Source organism: Kitasatospora sp. NPDC004669 (assembly GCF_040609455.1).
Taxonomy (GTDB): Bacteria; Actinomycetota; Actinomycetes; order Streptomycetales; family Streptomycetaceae; genus Kitasatospora.
In genome coordinates, this window is the sequence record NZ_JBEXKB010000068.1 from 1 (window position 1) to 17,079 (window position 17,079).

At 74.2% G+C, this 17,079-nt stretch carries 18 protein-coding genes; 11 read left to right on the plus strand and 7 right to left on the minus strand.

All coding sequences use genetic code 11. The features are described 5' to 3' along the window. Positions 1-44: 44 nt before the first annotated feature. Positions 45-1,622 carry a lytic transglycosylase domain-containing protein gene (locus tag ABZW30_RS37395; RefSeq protein WP_355675734.1) on the minus strand — a complete coding sequence of 526 codons (1,578 nt, stop codon included), beginning with the start codon at positions 1,620-1,622 and terminating at the stop codon, positions 45-47. Positions 1,623-2,249: 627 nt separating this feature from the next. Here ABZW30_RS37395 and ABZW30_RS37400 point away from each other — a divergent pair. Then, a complete protein-coding gene (locus tag ABZW30_RS37400) occupies positions 2,250-2,663 on the plus strand; it encodes a hypothetical protein (protein ID WP_355675735.1) in 414 nt (137 codons plus the stop codon). 111 nt (positions 2,664-2,774) lie between these two features. Beyond that, positions 2,775-3,104: a hypothetical protein gene (locus ABZW30_RS37405; protein ID WP_355675736.1), complete on the plus strand. Its 330-nt coding sequence runs from the start codon at positions 2,775-2,777 to the stop codon at positions 3,102-3,104. 12 nt (positions 3,105-3,116) lie between these two features. On the opposite strand, the gene ABZW30_RS37410 is transcribed toward ABZW30_RS37405, so the two are convergent. From ABZW30_RS37410 to ABZW30_RS37420, 3 genes are all read right to left on the minus strand, one after another. Continuing rightward, the gene (locus ABZW30_RS37410) at positions 3,117-4,643 is read right to left on the minus strand and encodes an alpha/beta hydrolase (protein WP_355675737.1); all 1,527 of its coding nucleotides are present in this window, start codon (positions 4,641-4,643) and stop codon (positions 3,117-3,119) included. A 127-nt stretch (positions 4,644-4,770) separates the two neighbouring features. After that, positions 4,771-5,409: an NAD(P)H-binding protein gene (locus ABZW30_RS37415; protein WP_355675738.1), complete on the minus strand. Its 639-nt coding sequence runs from the start codon at positions 5,407-5,409 to the stop codon at positions 4,771-4,773. 70 nt (positions 5,410-5,479) lie between these two features. Next, positions 5,480-6,400, minus strand: a complete 921-nt coding sequence (locus ABZW30_RS37420; protein ID WP_355675739.1) for an EamA family transporter — start codon at positions 6,398-6,400, stop codon at positions 5,480-5,482. Between the two features lie 111 nt (positions 6,401-6,511). Here ABZW30_RS37420 and ABZW30_RS37425 point away from each other — a divergent pair, with 111 nt between their 5' ends. Both ABZW30_RS37425 and ABZW30_RS37430 read left to right on the plus strand, forming a co-directional pair. Beyond that, positions 6,512-7,009, plus strand: a complete 498-nt coding sequence (locus ABZW30_RS37425) for a MarR family transcriptional regulator (protein WP_355675740.1) — start codon at positions 6,512-6,514, stop codon at positions 7,007-7,009. Positions 7,010-7,062: 53 nt separating this feature from the next. Further along, positions 7,063-7,287: a hypothetical protein gene (locus tag ABZW30_RS37430; RefSeq protein ID WP_355675741.1), complete on the plus strand. Its 225-nt coding sequence runs from the start codon at positions 7,063-7,065 to the stop codon at positions 7,285-7,287. Here the strand turns inward: ABZW30_RS37430 and ABZW30_RS37435 are convergent. Then, on the minus strand, positions 7,277-8,122 hold the full coding sequence (locus ABZW30_RS37435) for a methyltransferase domain-containing protein (protein ID WP_355675742.1): 846 nt from the start codon (positions 8,120-8,122) through the stop codon (positions 7,277-7,279). The genes ABZW30_RS37430 and ABZW30_RS37435 overlap by 11 nt on opposite strands. Positions 8,123-8,150: 28 nt before the next feature. On the opposite strand from ABZW30_RS37435, the gene ABZW30_RS37440 reads away from it, so the two are divergent. Then, the gene (locus ABZW30_RS37440; protein ID WP_355675743.1) at positions 8,151-9,671 is read left to right on the plus strand and encodes a PLP-dependent aminotransferase family protein; all 1,521 of its coding nucleotides are present in this window, start codon (positions 8,151-8,153) and stop codon (positions 9,669-9,671) included. 74 nt (positions 9,672-9,745) lie between these two features. Here the strand turns inward: ABZW30_RS37440 and ABZW30_RS37445 are convergent, their stop codons facing one another. Then, positions 9,746-9,898: a hypothetical protein gene (locus ABZW30_RS37445; RefSeq protein ID WP_355675744.1), complete on the minus strand. Its 153-nt coding sequence runs from the start codon at positions 9,896-9,898 to the stop codon at positions 9,746-9,748. A gap of 285 nt (positions 9,899-10,183) precedes the next feature. Between ABZW30_RS37445 and ABZW30_RS37450 the strand changes: the two genes are divergently transcribed. The 4 genes from ABZW30_RS37450 (at position 10,184) to ABZW30_RS37465 (ending at position 12,745) form a co-directional block, all read left to right on the plus strand. After that, entirely contained in the window at positions 10,184-11,203 is a 1,020-nt protein-coding gene (locus tag ABZW30_RS37450) for a glycoside hydrolase family 3 N-terminal domain-containing protein (protein ID WP_355675745.1), read from the plus strand. A 323-nt stretch (positions 11,204-11,526) separates the two neighbouring features. Then, positions 11,527-11,988: a hypothetical protein gene (locus ABZW30_RS37455; protein WP_355675746.1), complete on the plus strand. Its 462-nt coding sequence runs from the start codon at positions 11,527-11,529 to the stop codon at positions 11,986-11,988. A 212-nt stretch (positions 11,989-12,200) separates the two neighbouring features. Beyond that, positions 12,201-12,545: a metalloregulator ArsR/SmtB family transcription factor gene (locus ABZW30_RS37460; RefSeq protein WP_355675747.1), complete on the plus strand. Its 345-nt coding sequence runs from the start codon at positions 12,201-12,203 to the stop codon at positions 12,543-12,545. Positions 12,546-12,601: 56 nt separating this feature from the next. After that, positions 12,602-12,745 carry a DUF6126 family protein gene (locus ABZW30_RS37465; protein WP_355675748.1) on the plus strand — a complete coding sequence of 48 codons (144 nt, stop codon included), beginning with the start codon at positions 12,602-12,604 and terminating at the stop codon, positions 12,743-12,745. A 42-nt stretch (positions 12,746-12,787) separates the two neighbouring features. Here the strand turns inward: ABZW30_RS37465 and ABZW30_RS37470 are convergent, their stop codons facing one another. Next, complete coding sequence (locus ABZW30_RS37470) at positions 12,788-15,295, minus strand: cytochrome P450 (protein WP_355675749.1); 2,508 nt, start codon at positions 15,293-15,295, stop codon at positions 12,788-12,790. A 331-nt stretch (positions 15,296-15,626) separates the two neighbouring features. Here ABZW30_RS37470 and ABZW30_RS37475 point away from each other — a divergent pair, with 331 nt between their 5' ends. Both ABZW30_RS37475 and ABZW30_RS37480 read left to right on the plus strand, forming a co-directional pair. Beyond that, positions 15,627-16,391 carry a sigma 54 modulation/S30EA ribosomal C-terminal domain-containing protein gene (locus ABZW30_RS37475; RefSeq protein WP_355675750.1) on the plus strand — a complete coding sequence of 255 codons (765 nt, stop codon included), beginning with the start codon at positions 15,627-15,629 and terminating at the stop codon, positions 16,389-16,391. A 57-nt stretch (positions 16,392-16,448) separates the two neighbouring features. Continuing rightward, positions 16,449-16,886: a hypothetical protein gene (locus ABZW30_RS37480; protein WP_355675751.1), complete on the plus strand. Its 438-nt coding sequence runs from the start codon at positions 16,449-16,451 to the stop codon at positions 16,884-16,886. Positions 16,887-17,079: the final 193 nt, after the last annotated feature.

Sequence of the window (17,079 nt, forward strand, 5' to 3'; positions counted from 1 at the left end):
GGCCGTTGGGCCGTCCTGCCGCCGGGGGCGTCCGACCGGCCGCGTTACCTCTTCGTCGGGGCCGCCGAGGGCGAGAGCGAGGCGCTCGGCGTGCTGCTCGGCCCGGCGGACGGGGTGGTGCTGGGGGCGCCGCTCGGAGTGGAGCTCGGGGTGCCGGTCGGCGTGGGAGTCGGGCAGCCGGGGGTGGTGGGCGAGCCGGACGGCGTGGCCGTGGGCGTACCGGTCGGCGTACCGCTCGGGGTCGCCGTCGGGGACGGGGTGCCGGTCGGCGTCGCGGTGGCCGTCGGGCTCGGGCAGGAGGTGGGTGTACCCGTCGGGCTGCCGGTCGGCGTACCCGTGGGGGTGGCCGTCGGGGACGGGGTGCCGGTCGGGGTGGCCGTCGGGGACGGGGTGCCGGTCGGGGTGGCCGTCGGGGACGGGGTGCCGGTCGGGGTGCCGGTCGGGGTGGCCGAGGTGCTCGCGGAGGGCGACGGCGAGCCACTGGGCGTCGGGGTGGTGGTCGGCTGCGGGGACGTCGTTTGAGTCGGCGTCACCGCAGGCGTGGTCGGCTGCGGCCCGGGGGCGGGCGTGGTCGGCCGGGTGCTCGGCGTCGGGCTCGTGGTGGTGCCGGTACCCGTCGTGCTGCCGCCGATGGTGCTGCCGCCCCTGGTATCGGTCGGCGGGAGGTACGGCATGGGCAGCGTGCCCGGCACGGTCGAACTGCCGGGGCGGTCCGGGACGGTGGCCACCAGGCCGCTGCCGTAGTGGGCCATCCAGTTGCGGACCGTCCGCAGGTACTCGGTGGAGTTGTTGTAGCTGAGGATCGCCCGGTCGAGCTGGGCCGGGTCGGAGAGGTCGCGGCCGTCGGCGCACAGGTAGCGGGCGGCGGTCTCGGCGGCGTCGAAGATGTTGTTGGGGTCGGCCTTGCCCTTTCCGGTGGCGTCCACGCCCCAGGCGGCCCAGGTGGACGAGATGAACTGCATCGGGCCGACCGCGCGGTCCCAGCGCGAGGTGCCGTCACTGCTCGGTATCGCGGCGAAGCCTTGGGTGCCGTCCAGCACCGGGCCGAGGATCGGGGTCAGGGTGGTGCCCGCCGCGTCCACCTGGCCGCCGTTGGCCTGGCCGGACTCGACCTGACCGATCGCCGCCAGCAGCTGCCACGGCAGGTGGCAGCCGGGCGTGCGCTGCGCGAGCGAGGACTCGGCCTGCTGATAGGCGGCGAAGACGGTGGCGGGCAGCGAGGCCCCGGTGGCCGTGAACGGGCCGGCCGAGGGCAGGCCGGGCAGCGTGCCGGGTGGCTGGGGCAGTTGGACGGTGCCACCGCCGTCGACCGGGCGGCCGTTGCCGGGGGCGGCGGCGGTCGGGGCGTCGAACGGGGAGGCGGGGGTGTCGGACCCGCCGGTGCCTTGTGCGGTGGTGCTGCCCTGCGCCGGGTTGGGGTCGGCGGCGGCCGGGGCGAGCCCGAGGCCCGACACCTGAGAGCCGGTCAGCGCGGCCAGCGCCGCGAGCGTCGCCGCCGTCCCCGTGACCCGCTTGCCGAGCCGTACCTTCCGCCCGCCCTGGGCGCTGCCGAACCTCGCCACCATCTGCTGCCCCTCCCCGTCGCCGTCCGGACCATCCCGGAACGGCTGAGCCATCGTCATCGTGCCCGCCCGTCGGCCGACGGCACCCGTCGCCGCGACGATTAGTATCACGACGATCTGACAGGAACAGGATGGCCGGGTGGCGGCCCGGCGTTCACCGAGGGGTGAACGTGGCACCTCAGCGAGGGTCGATCGGGTCCGAACCTTCACGTCGGAGGCCGCTGCACAGCTGATCTGCCGTCCGGCTGACGGGAGTTGACCGGAAGTCCAACAATTGGGCCCGGGCGCCCCGGCGGTCGGGGCGGCGTTCGAAGCGCGGGGGTGGTGCGTGGGCGTCACGTCGGGCTCCCCGGCGGCGCCCGCGGCCGACCACTCCGACCTGCCCTGATGTTCGGCGCCGGACCCGGCGGCTCCTGGGGCCTGTCCGGCGGATCTTGCCGGGCCCGCGACGCCTGAGCACGCACCTCGCCGCGTTGTCGTCAGTCGCCGATGCTCCGCATGGACTCCTTCCTCCGCCTTGCGATGCACGCACTCAGCCGCCGCGGTCTGATCCGACAACATCCGCCGGACAGGCCCTAGCAGGACGGGCCGATCGGCACCAGGGGGCGTCCCTAACTCGGCCCTGGAAGGATGACGTTCAGGTGAAAGTGGGCATGCCAGGAAATCCCGTCCGGCATGCTGTGCCGCGTGACCATGCGGATGGAGGCCGAAGCCGTGAGTGCGAACCTGCCGGAGACCGTCGTCGGGGGAGCGGTTGTCCTGCCGGCGCCTCCTCGGGTGGTGGGCGACCTGGCCCGTGACCTGACCCGGGCCGCCGCCGCCGTCCGGGCGGTGTCGCGGTCCGGCCGTACCGCAGGCGGGGACGTCGCGGTCGCCGCCTACACTGCTGTGGTGTGCACCGGCCGTTCGGCCGCCCGCGCTCTGGAGGAGGCGGCCGCCTGGTGCCGCCAGGCCCCGGAGGCCGAGGTGCACTCGCTGGCCTGGGCCCGGGTGCCGGGGCACCGCGACGACGTCCACGAGTACCGGGTCACCATGGCCGTCAGCTTCCCCGACGACGAGACCGGCGAGCACCTCGGGGACACCCACCACTCCTGCCGTTGAGTTCCGCCTCGTTCCAAGGGCCCGAGCTCCGGGCCCTGCGCTCCGAACCCCGTGTCCGCGCCCACTGTCCGGGGCCTGTGCCCTGCGGTCCTAGGACGTATCATCGGCCGCATGGGTGATGGGGGTACGAACGGCATGGTCAATGGCGGCATGGCGGGCGAATCAGTCAACGGCGCTGCAGGGGGCGCCACTTCGGACGTCACGGCCGGCGACGGCCCGCGCGAGTTGTCGCGGGCCGCCGCCGTGGGAGCCGCCGCGTTGGCCGCCGTCTGCGGCTGCGCGGTGCTGCTGGCGATGTTCCACTGGCTGGGCTGGGCCGTTCCCGGAGTCGGCTGGATCGTCGCCAAGGCCGGGATCAAGCTGGCCGTCGGCGGTTTCGCCGGGCTGGCCGTCGCCGCCGCCTGGCTTCGGACCAAGCTCGGGTCGCGCTCCAGGAGTTGACCGCTCGGCGGATCAACCAGCCTGCGGGGCCGGGCAGGTGAGGTCGTGCTCGGGCGCCTGGCCGTCCAGCAGGTAGCGCTCGACGGTGTTCGTGACGCAGGGGTCGGACCCCGGGTACTGGCCGTGGTTGCCGTTCCCGGTGACGGTGACCAGCTTCGAGCCGCGCAGCGCGCGGTGGGCGCCGAGCGCCGCCTCGTAGTAAGTGGCCGGGTCGTGCAGCGAGTTGAGCATCAGCACCGGCGGCAGGTGGGCGCCGGTGACCTTGACCTTCGGTGCCGGGCCGGTCGGCCAGGACGCGCAGACCGCGCTGAAGGCCAGCGTACGGGCACCGAGCAGCGGGTACCGGGCGGTGTTCTCCGCGCCGCGCTCGATCCAGGTGTCCAGGTCCCTGGTCCACGGGGTGTCGCCGCAGGTGACCGAGAAGTACTCGGCGAGGAACTCCGGACTCAGGTACTGGCCGAACAGCTGGCGGGCCGTCTGCTTGGCGGCGGGATCGGCGCTCTGCCAGTCGTCCAGGGCGGTCAGGGCGCGGGCGAGGACCGGGAAGGCCTTCTCGCTGTAGATCGCGTTGATCGTGCCGTTGTCCAGCCGGTTCGGGCCGAGCGTCAGCGAGCCGTCGGCGATGGGCCGGTCGTGCAGGGCGGCGCGGCGCTGCTCCCAGTGCGCCTTGACCTCCTCCGGGGTCGAACCCCAGTGGTAGGTGGCGTCCCGGGCCGCCATCCAGGGCAGGAAGTCCTCCTCGAACCGGCGCTGGAAGCTCATCGGCTGGCCCGTCTCGAAGTGCTCCCAGCTGCCCTCGAAGCCGATGTTGCTGTCCAGCACCATCCGTTCGACCCGGTGCGGGAAGAGCGTCCCGTAGTAGGCGCCGATCATGGTCGCGTAGGAGGCGCCGTAGTAGCTGATTTTCTTCTCGCCGAGCAGCGAGCGGTACAGGTCCATGTCGCGGACGGTCTGCTCGGTGGTCAGGTAGGGCAGCAAGTCCCCGCTGTGTTCCTCGCAACTCGCGACCAGCTTCTGCGAGTTGGCGATGACCCGGTCGATCGCTTCGGGGGACTGGTCGCGGTAGTCCCCGGCCAGGAACTCCTGGAAGTCCTCCGGGCTCTGGCACTGGGCGTGGGTGCTGCGGCCGACGCCGCGCTGGTCGAAGCTGACGATGTCGTACGCGGCGGCCACCGCGGGGGCGCCTTGGGCCAGGTCCATCGGCCGTAGCAGGCCCTGCCCGCCCGGGCCGCCCGCCGCCTCCATCAGCGTCCCCTTCCGGCGCGCCGGGTCGGCGACCCGGTGCCGGGAGACGGCGATGGAGAGGTCGGCCCCGACACCGGGGTGGTGCCAGTCGCGCGGTACGGCCATGGTGGCGCACTCGAGCGCAGGCTGCCCCGCGCAGGGCTGCCAGTCGAGCACCTGGCGGGCGTAGCGGGCGGGCACGGGCTCGCCGGCGTCGCGGCCGGAGTCGGCGTTCGCCGCGGTGGGCAGGGCGAGGGCGGCGAGGACTGCGGTGGCGACGGCTGCGCGGCGGGTGCGGATTGCGGTGGTGTTCACGGGCAAAGATCCTGTCCGACACTTCACCTGACGGGCGATGAGGCTGGACACCGTCTTCGGGGTGGTGCTGGATACACCCCCGACGGGGGTGCATCCAGCAGTCACGGTGTTCCCGGTGCGCGGTGTCTCAGTACCCGGCGGTGAAGCGGGCGCGCCGGTGGGCGGGCTTCTCGGCCTCGTCGAGCAGCGCGACGGCGAGGTCCTCCATGGAGATCGCCGAGTTGCCCTCGGCGTCGACCAGCAGCTCGTCCCGGCCGAGCCGGAAGCGGCCGGTGCGTACGCCGGGTTCGAGCAGGGCGGCCGGGCTCAGGTAGGTCCAGTCGACCTTCTCGTCCGCGCGGTAGAGGTCCAGTTGCTCGCCGCAGGCCAGCGCGATCGGGCGGATCTCGTCAGGGAAACCGGGGGACTCCACCAGGACGGTGCCGTCGGTGCCGGGGACGGTCAGGCTGCCCGCGCCGCCGATCGCGATCAGGCGCACGCCCGTACCGGCCAGGCCGTCCAGCAGGCCCCGGGTGGCGGCGACCAGCTCGGGCTCGCTGCCGGGTGCGGGCCGGGTGGCGGTGATCACCAGGTCCTGCCCGGCGGCGAGCCGGGTGACGTCCCCGGGGTCCCGGGCGTCGCCGACCGCGAGGGCGACGGTGGACGGCAGGGCGTGCGGCTTGGCCGGGTCCCGTACGACGGCGGTGACCTCGTGGCCGCGGGCGAGCGCCTCGGCCACGACGCGGCTGCCGACGTTGCCGGTGGCGCCGAACACGGTGATGCGCATGAAGGTTTCTCCTCGGACGGAACTCAGACGGAACGTGGACGGGACTTCGGGATCTTCAGGGGGCACGGGGTCAGGCCGTCTCGCGCACCGGCGGCGTGCTGAGCGCCTGCCGCGCGGCAGGGGCCGGGTCGGTGGGGCGGGGCCGCTGGGTCTGGGCGACGATCAGCGAGCCGAGCACGACGACCGCGCCGAGCGCCTGAAGCGGGCTGAGGTCCTGGTCGAGCGCCAGCCAGCCGGTCACGGTGGCGACCACCGGGCTGAGCAGGGAGAGGAAGGAGAGCGAGGTGGGCGGCAGGGCGCGCAGTCCCCGGAACCACATCGCGTAGGTGAGGGCCGCGCCGATCAGGCAGAGGTAGGCGTAACCGAGCACGTTGTCGGAGGTGTAGTGGGTGGGCGGGGCGCCCTCGGTCAGCAGGGTGACCGGCACCAGCAGCAGGCCGCCGGCGGTGAGCTGCCAGCCGGTGGTGGCGAGCAGCGGCGCGGGGGAGACCCAGCGCTTGGAGAGGACGACACCGAAGGCCATCACCACCGCGCCGCCGAGCGCGGCGACCACGCCGATCGCGTCCAGCCGGGCGTTGGCGCGCAGCACCAGCAGGCTGACGCCCGCCACGCCGGCGATGCCGGACAGCACGGTGCGCAGGGTGAGCCGGTCGCCGAGCAGCGCGGCCGAGAGTGCGGCGGTGATCAGCGGTTGGACGGCGCCGACGGTGGCCGCGATGCCGCCGGGCAGGCGGTAGGCGGCGATGAACAGTAGGGCCTGGAAGCCGCCGATGTTCAGAGCGCCGAGGATCAGCGCTCGCCACCACCAGTCGCCCTTGGGCAGGGTGCGGGTGAGGGCGATCAGCAGCAGTCCGGCGGGCAGGCAGCGGATGACGGCGGCCAGCAGCGGGCGGTGGGGCGGGAGCATTTCGGTGGTGACGAGGTAGGTCGTCCCCCAGATGGCGGGGGCCAGGGCCGTCACCAGCACGATGGCGAGGCGATTTCTTAGCACTAAGCCAATGTATCTCAGCGCTAAGGCATCATCCATCGGGTTCCGACGGTGACGTGGCTCACAGTTACCTCACTGCTAAGGAATTTCGCGGGCATCCCCTACCCTGAATCCGTGGCAGATCATGTGGACCGCGTAGTCGCGCAATGGGCCGCCGAACGGCCCGGCCTGGACGTCTCCCCGATGGAGGTGTTCGGCCGGCTCAAGCGCCTCTACCGCCTGGTGGACGCGGAGCTCAACCGCACCTTCGCCGAGCACGGCCTGGACGCGGCCTCCTTCGACGTCCTCGCCACCCTCAAGCGCAGCGGACCGCCCTACCGCCTCACCCCCACCGGCCTGATGCAGTCCGCCATGGTCACCTCCGGCGCCATCACCCAGCGCCTGGACCGCCTGGAGGCCCGCGGCCTGGTCACCCGGACCCGCAGCGACCAGGACGGCCGCAGCCGTGACGTCGAGCTCACCCCCGAGGGCCACACCCTGATCGACCGCGCCCTGCCCGACCACGTCGCCAACGAGCACCGCATGCTGGCCGGCCTGGACGACGGTCGCAGGGCCGCCCTGGTCGACGCCATGCGCGCGCTGCTGGTCGACCTCGGGGACAGCTCGGGCTGACCGTCCGATTAATCGTTTGTCGGGCCCGGCCGCCCTCCCCTTGGATGGCGGCCATGGACGACCCGATCTGGCAGGCCCTGTCCGCCGAGACCCGGCGCACGGTGGACGAGCACCTCACCGCCTCGCGCAATGTGTACGCGATCAAGGCGATCCGCGACGCGTCACCGGAGCCGGTGCCCGGCATCCCCGCCTGTATGGACGTGATCACGGATCGCATGGTGGAACTCGGCCTCCTGCGGCACGGGCCGACCCCGCGGACGGATCCGGCTACGGGTTGACCGCCACCGCCTTGAAGAAGGTGTAGTGGAACGTCCCGCCCGGTTCGGCCACGCGGCGCAGCTCCGCCATGCCGCGGTCGAAGGCCTCCGGGGTGGTCAGCCCGGCTGCCAGCGCCTCCGACCGGACGGCCTCCACCATCGCGACGAAGGTCCGCAGGGTGAAGCCCTCCACCAGCGCCGGGCGACCGCCGTCCGCGGAGACCGTCCGCGGGCGGACCGCCACCTCCGCGAACCCGGCGGCCGTCAGCAGCGGGTACAGCCGGCGCCCGATCAGAGCGTCGCCGCCCGCCCCCGCCTGGAGCCGGACCAGATGGTCGACCGTACGGCGGGCCGCCGGGCTCTCCGGGTGGAAGAAGGCCGAGCCGTGGTCGCCCTCGATCACCGTGATCGTCCCGCCCGGCCGCAGCACCCGGCGCAGCGCCACCAGACCGGCCGCCGGGTCGGGCAGGTGCTCCAGTACGAAGCACAGGAAGACATGGTCGAACGCGCCGTCGGGGAAGGGCAGTCGGTGCAGGTCGCCGTGGTGCCAGGCGACCTGCGCGGTGGGCGCCTGGGCTGCCACCCGGGACCGGGCCTGCGCCAGCGAGTCCGCCGAGAGGTCCGCCGCCGTCAGCAGCACCCCGGGGCTGGCGGCCAGCAGGTGCACCGTCTGCGCCCCCACCCCGCAGCCCGCCTCCAGCAGCCGGCTGCCCGGCGGGTACACCGTGTCCGCGTGCAGCAGCTCGGCGAGGGTGTCGGCCTGGTCGCCGAGGCGCTGCGCCTCGGTCTCCGAGTAGCCGTGGACGTAGGGGCCGGGGTGGGCGCTCGTTCGGTGGGTGCTCGTTCCAGTGGTCATGGCCCAACCCTCGCGCCACTATGGATCGGTGAACAGGTCCAAAGACGAGGCAGTCGACAGGTCCAAAGAGCTCGGCGCCGACTTCCTCCAGCTCGACGCCGCCGACGCCCCGCCCGGCGGCCTCACCGACTGGCTCGCCCGGCGACTGCGCGAGGCCGTCGCCGACGGACGCCTCCCGGCAGGCAGCCGACTGCCCGCCAGCCGGGTGCTCGCCGCCGAACTCGGCGTCTCCCGAGGGGTGGTGACCGACGCCTACCGCCGACTGGCCGAGGCCGGGCAGGTCGCCGGCCGGGGCAGGGGCGGCACGGTGGTGGTCACAGGCCCGTCCCCCGTCGCCGCCCCGCTCCGGCCCCGCCCGGCACCCGCCCTCTTCCGCGAGGACCCCGACCCCGAGGTCTTCGACCATCTGCGCGGCGCCCCCGCCCGGATCGACCTCGCCCCCGGTGTCCCGGACCTCGCCGCATTCCCGCGCGCCGCCTGGCTGCGCGCCGAGCGGGCCGTCCTCGACCAACTGGCCGCCCACGACCTCGGCTACGGCGACGTACGCGGCGCCCCCGCCCTGCGTGAGGCCGTCGCCCACTGGCTCGCCCGCAATCGGGGCATCCGGGCCGACCCCGAGGAGGTGCTCGTCGTCGCCGGGACCGCCCAGGCCCTCGCCCTGCTCGGCCGCGCCCTCGGGCAGTCGGGCGTCACCGCGGTCGCGGTCGAGGACCCGGGCTCGCTCGGCGCCCGCCAGCACCTCGCCCACTGGCTCGCCGCCACCCCACCCGTCCCCGTCGACGCCGAGGGCATCCAGGTCGACGCCCTGCGCGCCACCGGCGCCCCGGCCGTCCTGCTCACCCCCGCCCACCAGTACCCCAGCGGTGTCGTCCTCGGCGGCGAACGGCGCCGCGAACTCCTCGGCTGGGCAGGCGAAGGCGGGCTCGTCATCGAGGACGACTACGACGCCGAACACCGCTACGACCGCCCGCCCGTCCCCGCCCTCCGGGCCGCCCTGCAGGACCGGGTCTGCTACGCCGGCAGCATCTCCAAACTGCTCGCCCCTGCCCTGCGTACCGGCTGGCTGCTGGTACCCCCGCGCCTGCGCGACGCCGTCCTGGACGCCAAGCGGTTCGCCGACCTCGGAAACCCGGTGCTGCCCCAGCTGGTCCTGGCTCGGCTGATGGAATCCGGCGAACTCGACCGCCACCTACGGCTGCTGCGCCGCCGCCACCGTCGCCGCCGGGACGCGATGATCGCCGCCATCCGCACCCACCTCCCCACCGCCACCGTGCACGGCGCGGCGGCCGGCCTGCACCTGATGCTCACCCTGCCGGAGGAACTCGGCTGCAGCGACACCGAGTTGGCCACAGCGGCGCTGGCGGCAGGCGTGAAGGTGCAGCCACTGTCCTGGCACGCCCGCCTCCCGTACCCGCCGGGCCTGGTCCTCGGTTACGCGGCGCGCTCGCCGGGCGAGATCGAGGAAGGAGTGGCAGCACTGGGGGAGTTGGTCCGGTGCGCGGGACAGCCGGGCTTGCAAGCCCAGTGGCCCGGCGAGACATCCGCTTGACGTGGCGCACGGAACGCCGTCGTACGGGGTGGTCACGGCGAGAACATCGCCGACGGCACTGACATATCCGCCGTTCAGCCCTGCGGGCGCCACCAGGGGTCGGCCTCGATCCGGGCCAGTTCCGCCCCGTACTGCTCGGCCTCGAAGGTGAACTCCAATGGGCGGGTCGCGTCGGCGGGCAGTTCCCGGTCCGACCACATGACGATGTCGCCGATCCGCTGGACCACAGCGGACAGGTAGCCGCAGCAGCCGCCGGTGCACTCCGGCTCGCCCGATCACCCTATGTGCTGCCGGCGCGGGCAGCCACGGCGTTCTCCCGGGCTGCCGGACAGCCGATCCCTGGGTACGCTGACGGACCGGATGCCGCTGCTCACCCTGGAGGCGTGATGGCCCCGTTCCGGCGTGTTGCCCGGCTCGGGTCGGTACTGCTGGTGCTGGGGGCCGCGCTCGGGCCCGTCCCGGCCGGGTCGACGACGCGTAGCGGCGGGCTTCCCATGGAAAGGACCGCAACGGTGACCGGTCAGGACCAGGACTCCCGTCAGCTCGCCGGGCGGCGGATCGTGCTCTCCTATCCGGGGCCGACACCGCCGCCCGGGGTGCTCCAGGCCATCCGGGAGGGGCGGGCCGCCGGGGTGATCCTGTTCGGCGAGAACATCACCAGCCCGTCGCAGCTCGCCGATTCCGTCGCCCAGTTGAAACAGGCAGCGGCCGAGGCGCCGCACCCGCGCCCGCTGCTGCTGATGACCGACCAGGAGGGCGGCAGGGTCCGCCGCCTGCCCGGAGCGCCCGAACTCTCCGCCCGCCGCACCGGAACGGCCCCGGACCCGCTCGCCGCCGCCCTGGACTCCGGCACCGGCGCCGCCACGACGCTCAACGACGCCGGGCTGAACGTCAACCTCGCCCCGGTGCTCGACGTCTACGACACCCCGGACAACTTCATCGACCACTTCGAGCGCTCCTACGGCCAGGACCCCTCCCGGGTGGGCGAGTTGGGCAGAGCCTTCCTCACCGCCCAGCAGGGCCTCGGCGTCGCCGCCACCGCCAAGCACTTCCCCGGCCTCGGCTCGGCCGCCCGCGACGAGAACACCGACGCCCGCCCGGTCACCCTCCCCGTCCCCCTGGCGCAACTCCGCACCCGCGGCGAAGCCCCGTACCGGACCGCCATCGCCGCCGGCGTCCGCCTGGTGATGGCCTCCTGGGCGATCTACCCCGCCCTCGACCCCGACCGCCCGGCCGGTTTCTCGCCCACCGTCATCCAGGGCGAACTCCGCGACCGTCTCGGCTTCGACGGCGTCACCATCACCGATGCCCTCGAAGCCGAGGCCCTCACCCCGTACGGTGACACCGGCACCCGCGCCGTCACCGCCGCCTCCGCGGGCACGGACCTGCTGCTCTGCTCCGCCCGCGACCCGCAGCAGGCCGAAGACGCCAACACCGCCCTGGCCGCAGCCCTCGATGCCGGCCGCCTCGACCGCGCGGCCTTCGCGGCCGCCGTCACCCGCGTGGACGCCCTGAGGGACGAGCTGCGCTGATTCAGGGGGCGATCCGCGCCCCGCCGCCAACCCGCGAGCGCGGCGGGGGCGAGGAGCGCGGGCAAGGCCGCGACGGTGGCGCGGAGGCGGTTCACCCCGGGTTCAACGCGGCGCCGCCCGAGGTGGTGCGGGCGTTCGCCCGTTCGCGCGGGAACGCGTCATCGAAGGTCTGCTTTCGGTCGCGTCGATGGTTCGAAGGGGGAACTGGAGTCGGGGGGTTGGAATCGCATGGCAAAGTCTTGGTCATGGCACAGATGAAATATCACATGTGCCGCATCACCTGTCCTTGACTCATTTCCTCACACCCTCCGAAGGGGGAGTCCATGAACCGCATCATGCGCATCGCGGCGGGCGCGGCCGGTGCCGTCACGCTGCTCGCGACGCCCGTGCCCGCGCTCGCCGCCCCGCCGCAGGCCGCCACCGCCACGGTCACGACCTGCGGCTGGTCCGGGCTGCAGGCCGGGTTGTCCACCAAGGTGTGCGCCGATGTGGCCGGCGACAGCGTCGTGCTGTACGGCCAGATCGGGCTGGCCGGGCCGCCCTCGCCGGGGACGCCGTGGCCGCCGGCGCCGCAGGAGGTGGTCACCCGGCTGTCGGCCGAGGTCGTCGGCGGTGACTCGCTCGGCGCGGTGTCCGGGCGCACCGTTTTCGCCGTCAGTACGGTCCGGGTGGACGGCATCGCCGCCACCGCCCCGTGCGGGTCGGTCGTGCACGCCGCCTTCGCCGTGGAGGGGGGCTTCCGAGGACCGGCCCCGGTCACCCTGGATCTGCCGGTAGGCTGCTGACGCATCGTCACTGTGACTGCCGAGCCCGGGAGTCGGCAGCATCCCGGGCTCGGCCCCTGTCCGTATCGGAATCCTCGGCGGTGTGGGGAGGGTCACCTCCCGCTGTGACGGCTTGAAGAAATCTTCATCTGTCGCGATGATGCCTACCGGCCGCGGCGTGGACCCCGCCCGGTCGGACGACCACCGAGCAGGATCCGAGGAGGGAGCGGACTGTGCCGGTCCCGCTGTACCAGGCCAAGGCGGAGTTCTTCCGCACTCTCGGGCACCCGGTGCGGATCCGGGTGCTGGAGCTGCTCCAGGACGGACCCCGACCGGTGCGCGAGCTGCTGGCGGAGATCGAGGTCGAGCCGTCCAACCTCTCCCAGCAGCTCGCGGTGCTGCGCCGCACCCAGCTGGTCACGGCCACGCGCGAGGGCAACACGGTGGTGTACGCGCTCAGCACCCCGGACGTCGCCGAGCTGCTGCGCGCGGCGCGCCGGATCCTCACCGAGCTGATCACCGACCAGGGCGCGCTGCTCACCGAGCTGCGCGCGACCGGCGGTCGGGCAGCCCGCTGAGTCCGCAGTCCGCGCCCGCGCCCGACCCGACCGGCCGACCCGAGGAGAGCCGCACCATGAGCGACAGTGCCAGTGACAGCACGAGCGAGGAGAAGCGCCGCCGCAAGGCGATGCTGATCCGCGCGGGTATCTACATCTTCGCCACCCACCTGTTCGCCGGATTTGTCCTGCTGCTGTTCGCGCTCGGCGACCGCAAGTAGCAGCCGTCGGCGAACGCGCCGCCCGAAGCGCGCGGCAGACGCTCAGCGCGGCTGGGCGTCCGGCACCAGGTAGCGGTCGCTGGTGCTGGTCCAGGCCTGGACTCCCGCGACCAGCTCCCGGGTGCCGTCCAGGTACCAGCGCCCCGCCGGGTGGCGGCGGCGCAGCTCGCGGCGCAGCTCCTCGTTCTCCTGCCACAGTCGTGAGACCCGGGTGCGCACTGCGCGTACGGCACGGCTGCGGGTGCAGCCGCGGACCCGTTGCAGGGTGAGGACGGTGTTGAAGGCGGCCGCGCTCTGGCGTTCCTCCCGCTCCAGTGAGTAGAGGTCGTTGATCAGGGTGGCCGCGTCGGCCGTGTTGGCGCGCAGCCGGTGCAGCGCGGGCTCCGCGTGCAGGGCGGCGGGGGCGTCGGTGCCGTGGACCCGTTCCAGTATGTTCATGAACGGATAGAGGCAGCTGCCGTGTCGGCGAAGCCGCATGGTGTCCGCGAGGCTCAGCCCCAGGGCGGGGACGGTGCCGCGGGCCCGGTGTTCGGCCTCGGCGGGAAAGGTGGCCAGACAGGCCCGCCACTCGCGGGCTGCCCGGGCGCGCCAGGCGGGGGACATCGAGTCGGTCTGGCGGTCCCAGAGCTCCCGCCAGGCGGTGAGCAGCCGGCCGCCGGGGGTGGCCGAGGGGGCGGCCGAGGGGGCGTCGCCGTCGAGGGCGGTGATCAGCGGGTCGACCAACTCGCGGGCCTCGCCGGGGTGGCGTCCGGGCGGGCCGTCGAAGCGGTCGTCCAGGATGGTGAACCAGCCGAGCATGTCGACCAGCAGGTCCAGGTCGCTGCCGCGGGTGTTCGGGAAGGCATGGCCGATCAACTCGTGCAGCGCGTAGGCCCGGTAGCCGGGCAGCTCGTCCGGGGTGAGCAGGCCGTGGCGGACCGCCCAGTCGGCGTGCCGGTCGGCGGTGGCGCGCAGTTCGGCGGGCGGGCGGTGCCGGACGGGGGCGGCCGGAGCCGCTGCGGCACCCGTGAACGGGCACCGGCCGTCCTCCGCCCGCGCGGTCACCGCCCGCTCGGCTGCCGGAGCGCCCGTGCCACGATCCACCGGAGCGCTTGCGCCGCGATCCACCGGAGCGGCCGAGCGCGGCGCCAACCGGACCCGCAGCCCCTGCGCCTGGACCGTCGTCCACACCACCTCCCGGGCCCGTGCCCCCGGCACCGCGACCGGCCGCCAGCGGCGCAGGATCGCCGCCGCCGCGACGATCAGCTCGGCCCAGGCGAAGGCCTCGCCGATGCACTTGTGCTTGCCGGCCCCGAACGGCAGGAAGGACGGCCGTCCGGCCCCGCCGCCGTCCTGCCAGCGCTCGGGGCGGAAGGCGAGCGGCTCCGGGTGGTGCACCGGGTCGCGGTGCAGCGCGGTGAGGCTGTAGAGCAGTTCGGTGCCGGCCGGGATGCGGTACGGGCCGAGCTCGACCGGCACCTGGGCGGTGCGCATCAGGAACGCGTTGGGCGCGTGCAGTCGCACCACCTCCTGGGCGACGCTGCGGGTGTAGGTGAGCCGGGCGAGCGCCTCCGGGGTGGGGACGGTGCCGGCGGGCAGGTGCTCGTCCAGTTCGGCGAGCAGGCGCTCCTCGACCTCGGGGTGGCGCAGCAGTTCGTCCAGCAGCCAGGTCAGGGTGGTGGAGACGGTCTCCGTCCCGGCGCCGAACATGGTGATCGCCTCGGAGCGGACGTCGGCCTCGGTGAGCGGACGGCCGGTGGTCGGGTCGACGGCGGCCCGCAGGAGGGCCGGCAGGGTGCCCCGGCGCTCCGCCGACGGCACCGGACCGGCGGGGCCTGAGCGGCCGTTGACGGCCTGGTCGACCACCCGGTTGAGCACCCGGACGGCGGCGTCGAAACGCCTGTTGACGGGCAGCGGCACCCTGGCGAGCGCCGGGTGCGGGTAGAGGGACTGGACGATCTGGCCCTTCACCATGTCCGGCAGCGCCCGGTGGAAGGCGAGGGTGGCCTCCTCGCTGAGCCTGGCGTCGAACAGCGAGCGGGTGACGATCTCCAGCGCCAGGTGGTTCATCTCCTTGGCCACGTCGAGGACTTGGCCGGGCCGCCAGCGTCCGGCCCGTTCCTCGGTGACCTGGTGCATCACGGCCAGGTACTCGGTCATCCGGTCCGGGCCGAAGGCGGGCTGGATGATCCGGCGGCGGTCGCGGTGGGCCTGTCCCTCGGACATGAGCAGGCCGTCGCCGAAGGCGCTCTTCAGGGTGTCCTGGACGGCGCCGCGCGGACAGTCGTAGGCGAGCGCGACCAGCAGGGTGTGGACCAGTCGGGCGTCGGTGACCACGCAGACGGTGCGCGGCCCGAGCCGGATGCGGACCACGCCGCCGTGGCGGGACAGCGAGCCGAGGAAGCCGAGCGGGTCGCGCAACAGGGCGGCGGCGTGGCCGAGGCCGGGCACCGCTCCCGGGGCGAGCGGGGGGACGGCCGAGCGGGTCGTGGGGGTGGGGGGTGGTGTGGTTCTCGGGGGGACGATCCGTTTCCGCGTCTCTGCCAGCATGGCATTAGTCAGCAGGGTCATGACATTACCTCTCACCAGGGGCCGGTGCGGGCGGTACCGGGGGAGGGCACCGGCGGGCCGGCCGGGAGCCGGGGACCGGCGAGCGCGGACCCCGCGTGCGCCACTGCGGGGAGGGCGCATGTCATGGGAAACGCGCCGGTTCCACGGGCGTTGCGCCGAACGCCGGTGGATCACTCCAACGGTCGATCGGTCCGAGGTCCGGACCCCGCTCCGGAGGAAGCGGCTGACCTGCGGGAAGCCGACGCCCGCGCGACCCGCCGAGGGGGGTCTTTGGACCCTCGCCGCCCCGGCGTGCGACGGCCAGCATGGTACCCGGAGAAGGAGGAATCTGATGACCCGTCTGCGCCACCGGCCCGCCCTCGACGTCCGGGTGGAGATCCGCGGCGAGCTGCCGCGCGAGGACGCCGAGTACGCCCGGGCCCGGGCGCAGGACACCGCCGCCGTCCTCGGCCCCGACGCCCACGCGCTGCGCCTGCGGCTCACCCGCACCCGGGACCGCTCGGTGACCCGGCCCGCACTCGCCCAGGCGGGTGTGGAACTGGACGGCGCGGGCCCGGTCCGGGTGCAGCTGGCCACCGGCACCGCCCGGGAGGCCGTCGACCTGGTGCTCGGCACGCTGGCCGGCCGGGCCGTCCGGCTGCGCGAGCAGGGCGACATCGGCCTCGCCGCCGTGTACGAGAGCGCCTACCGCCCGCAGTACGCCGACCGCCCGCTGGCCGAGCGGCGGATCGCCCGGCGCAAGACGGTCGTGCTCGCCCGCCGCACTCCCGAGCAGGCCGCGCGCGAACTCCTGACGCTGGACCGGCGGTTCCACCTGTTCGCGGACGCCGCGACCGGGCGGGACGGCCTGGTGCAGCGCTGCCCGCTGAGCGGCGCGGTGCAGCTGTGGTCGGTGGACACCGATCCGGCGCCCCCGCTGGATCTCGCGGACACGGCCCGCCGACTCTGGCTCACCGGCCGACCGTTCGTCTGCCACACCGACCCCGGCGACGGCCGCGCCCGGGTGCTCTACCGGCGCTACGACGGCCACTACGGCCTGATAACGCCGGTGTCGGACAGCCGGAGCGGGGCAGGAACCCCCTCGGCACAGGACTGATCGGAGAGATTCCACCAACGCAAGACTCCACCGACGCCACGACAGGGGACCGGGACCATGGACTGCGACGACGAGGTCATGCTGACCGTCCGGATCACCGCCGCCGAGCGGGCGCTGCTGCGGGACCTCACCCGCGGGCACGGCGGCGACGTCTCCGAGGTGGCGGTCGACGGCCTGCTGGAGGTCGTTCCGGCGCTGTACGACGACGCCTCCGTCCTGCCGCTGCTGCGGGTCCTCGCCCGGCCCGCACCCTGCGCGCTGACCCTCTGGCTGCCCGCCCCGGTCGCGGACCTGCTGCCGCTGCTGGGCGAGCGGCTCGCGCGCACCGGCGGGCCCTCGGCCGTGCCGGCCAGCGCCGCGCTCTCCGCCGCCCTGCGGCTCTGGCTCGCCGGGGACCGCGCCGTGCTCGCGGCCGGACTGGCCCGGCTGCACGGCGGCTGCGGCGCCGCCGGGGCGCCGGTTGTCGAACCGGCCCGGATCGGGGCCGCCGCGTGACCGGCGAACAGGGGGGACCGGCCGTCGTGTGACGGGCGACGCCGGCATGTTCGGGGCGCAAACCTGCCTGGTCAGAGCTCTGGTCACGGCCCGCCGACAGGTCTAGCGCTCCGTCACGGCCGTCGGAGTCACCGGCCCCGGGACTCCGGCCGGGTGGCCGCCGACACGCCCTGTCGGGGAGCGCGCACCCCCG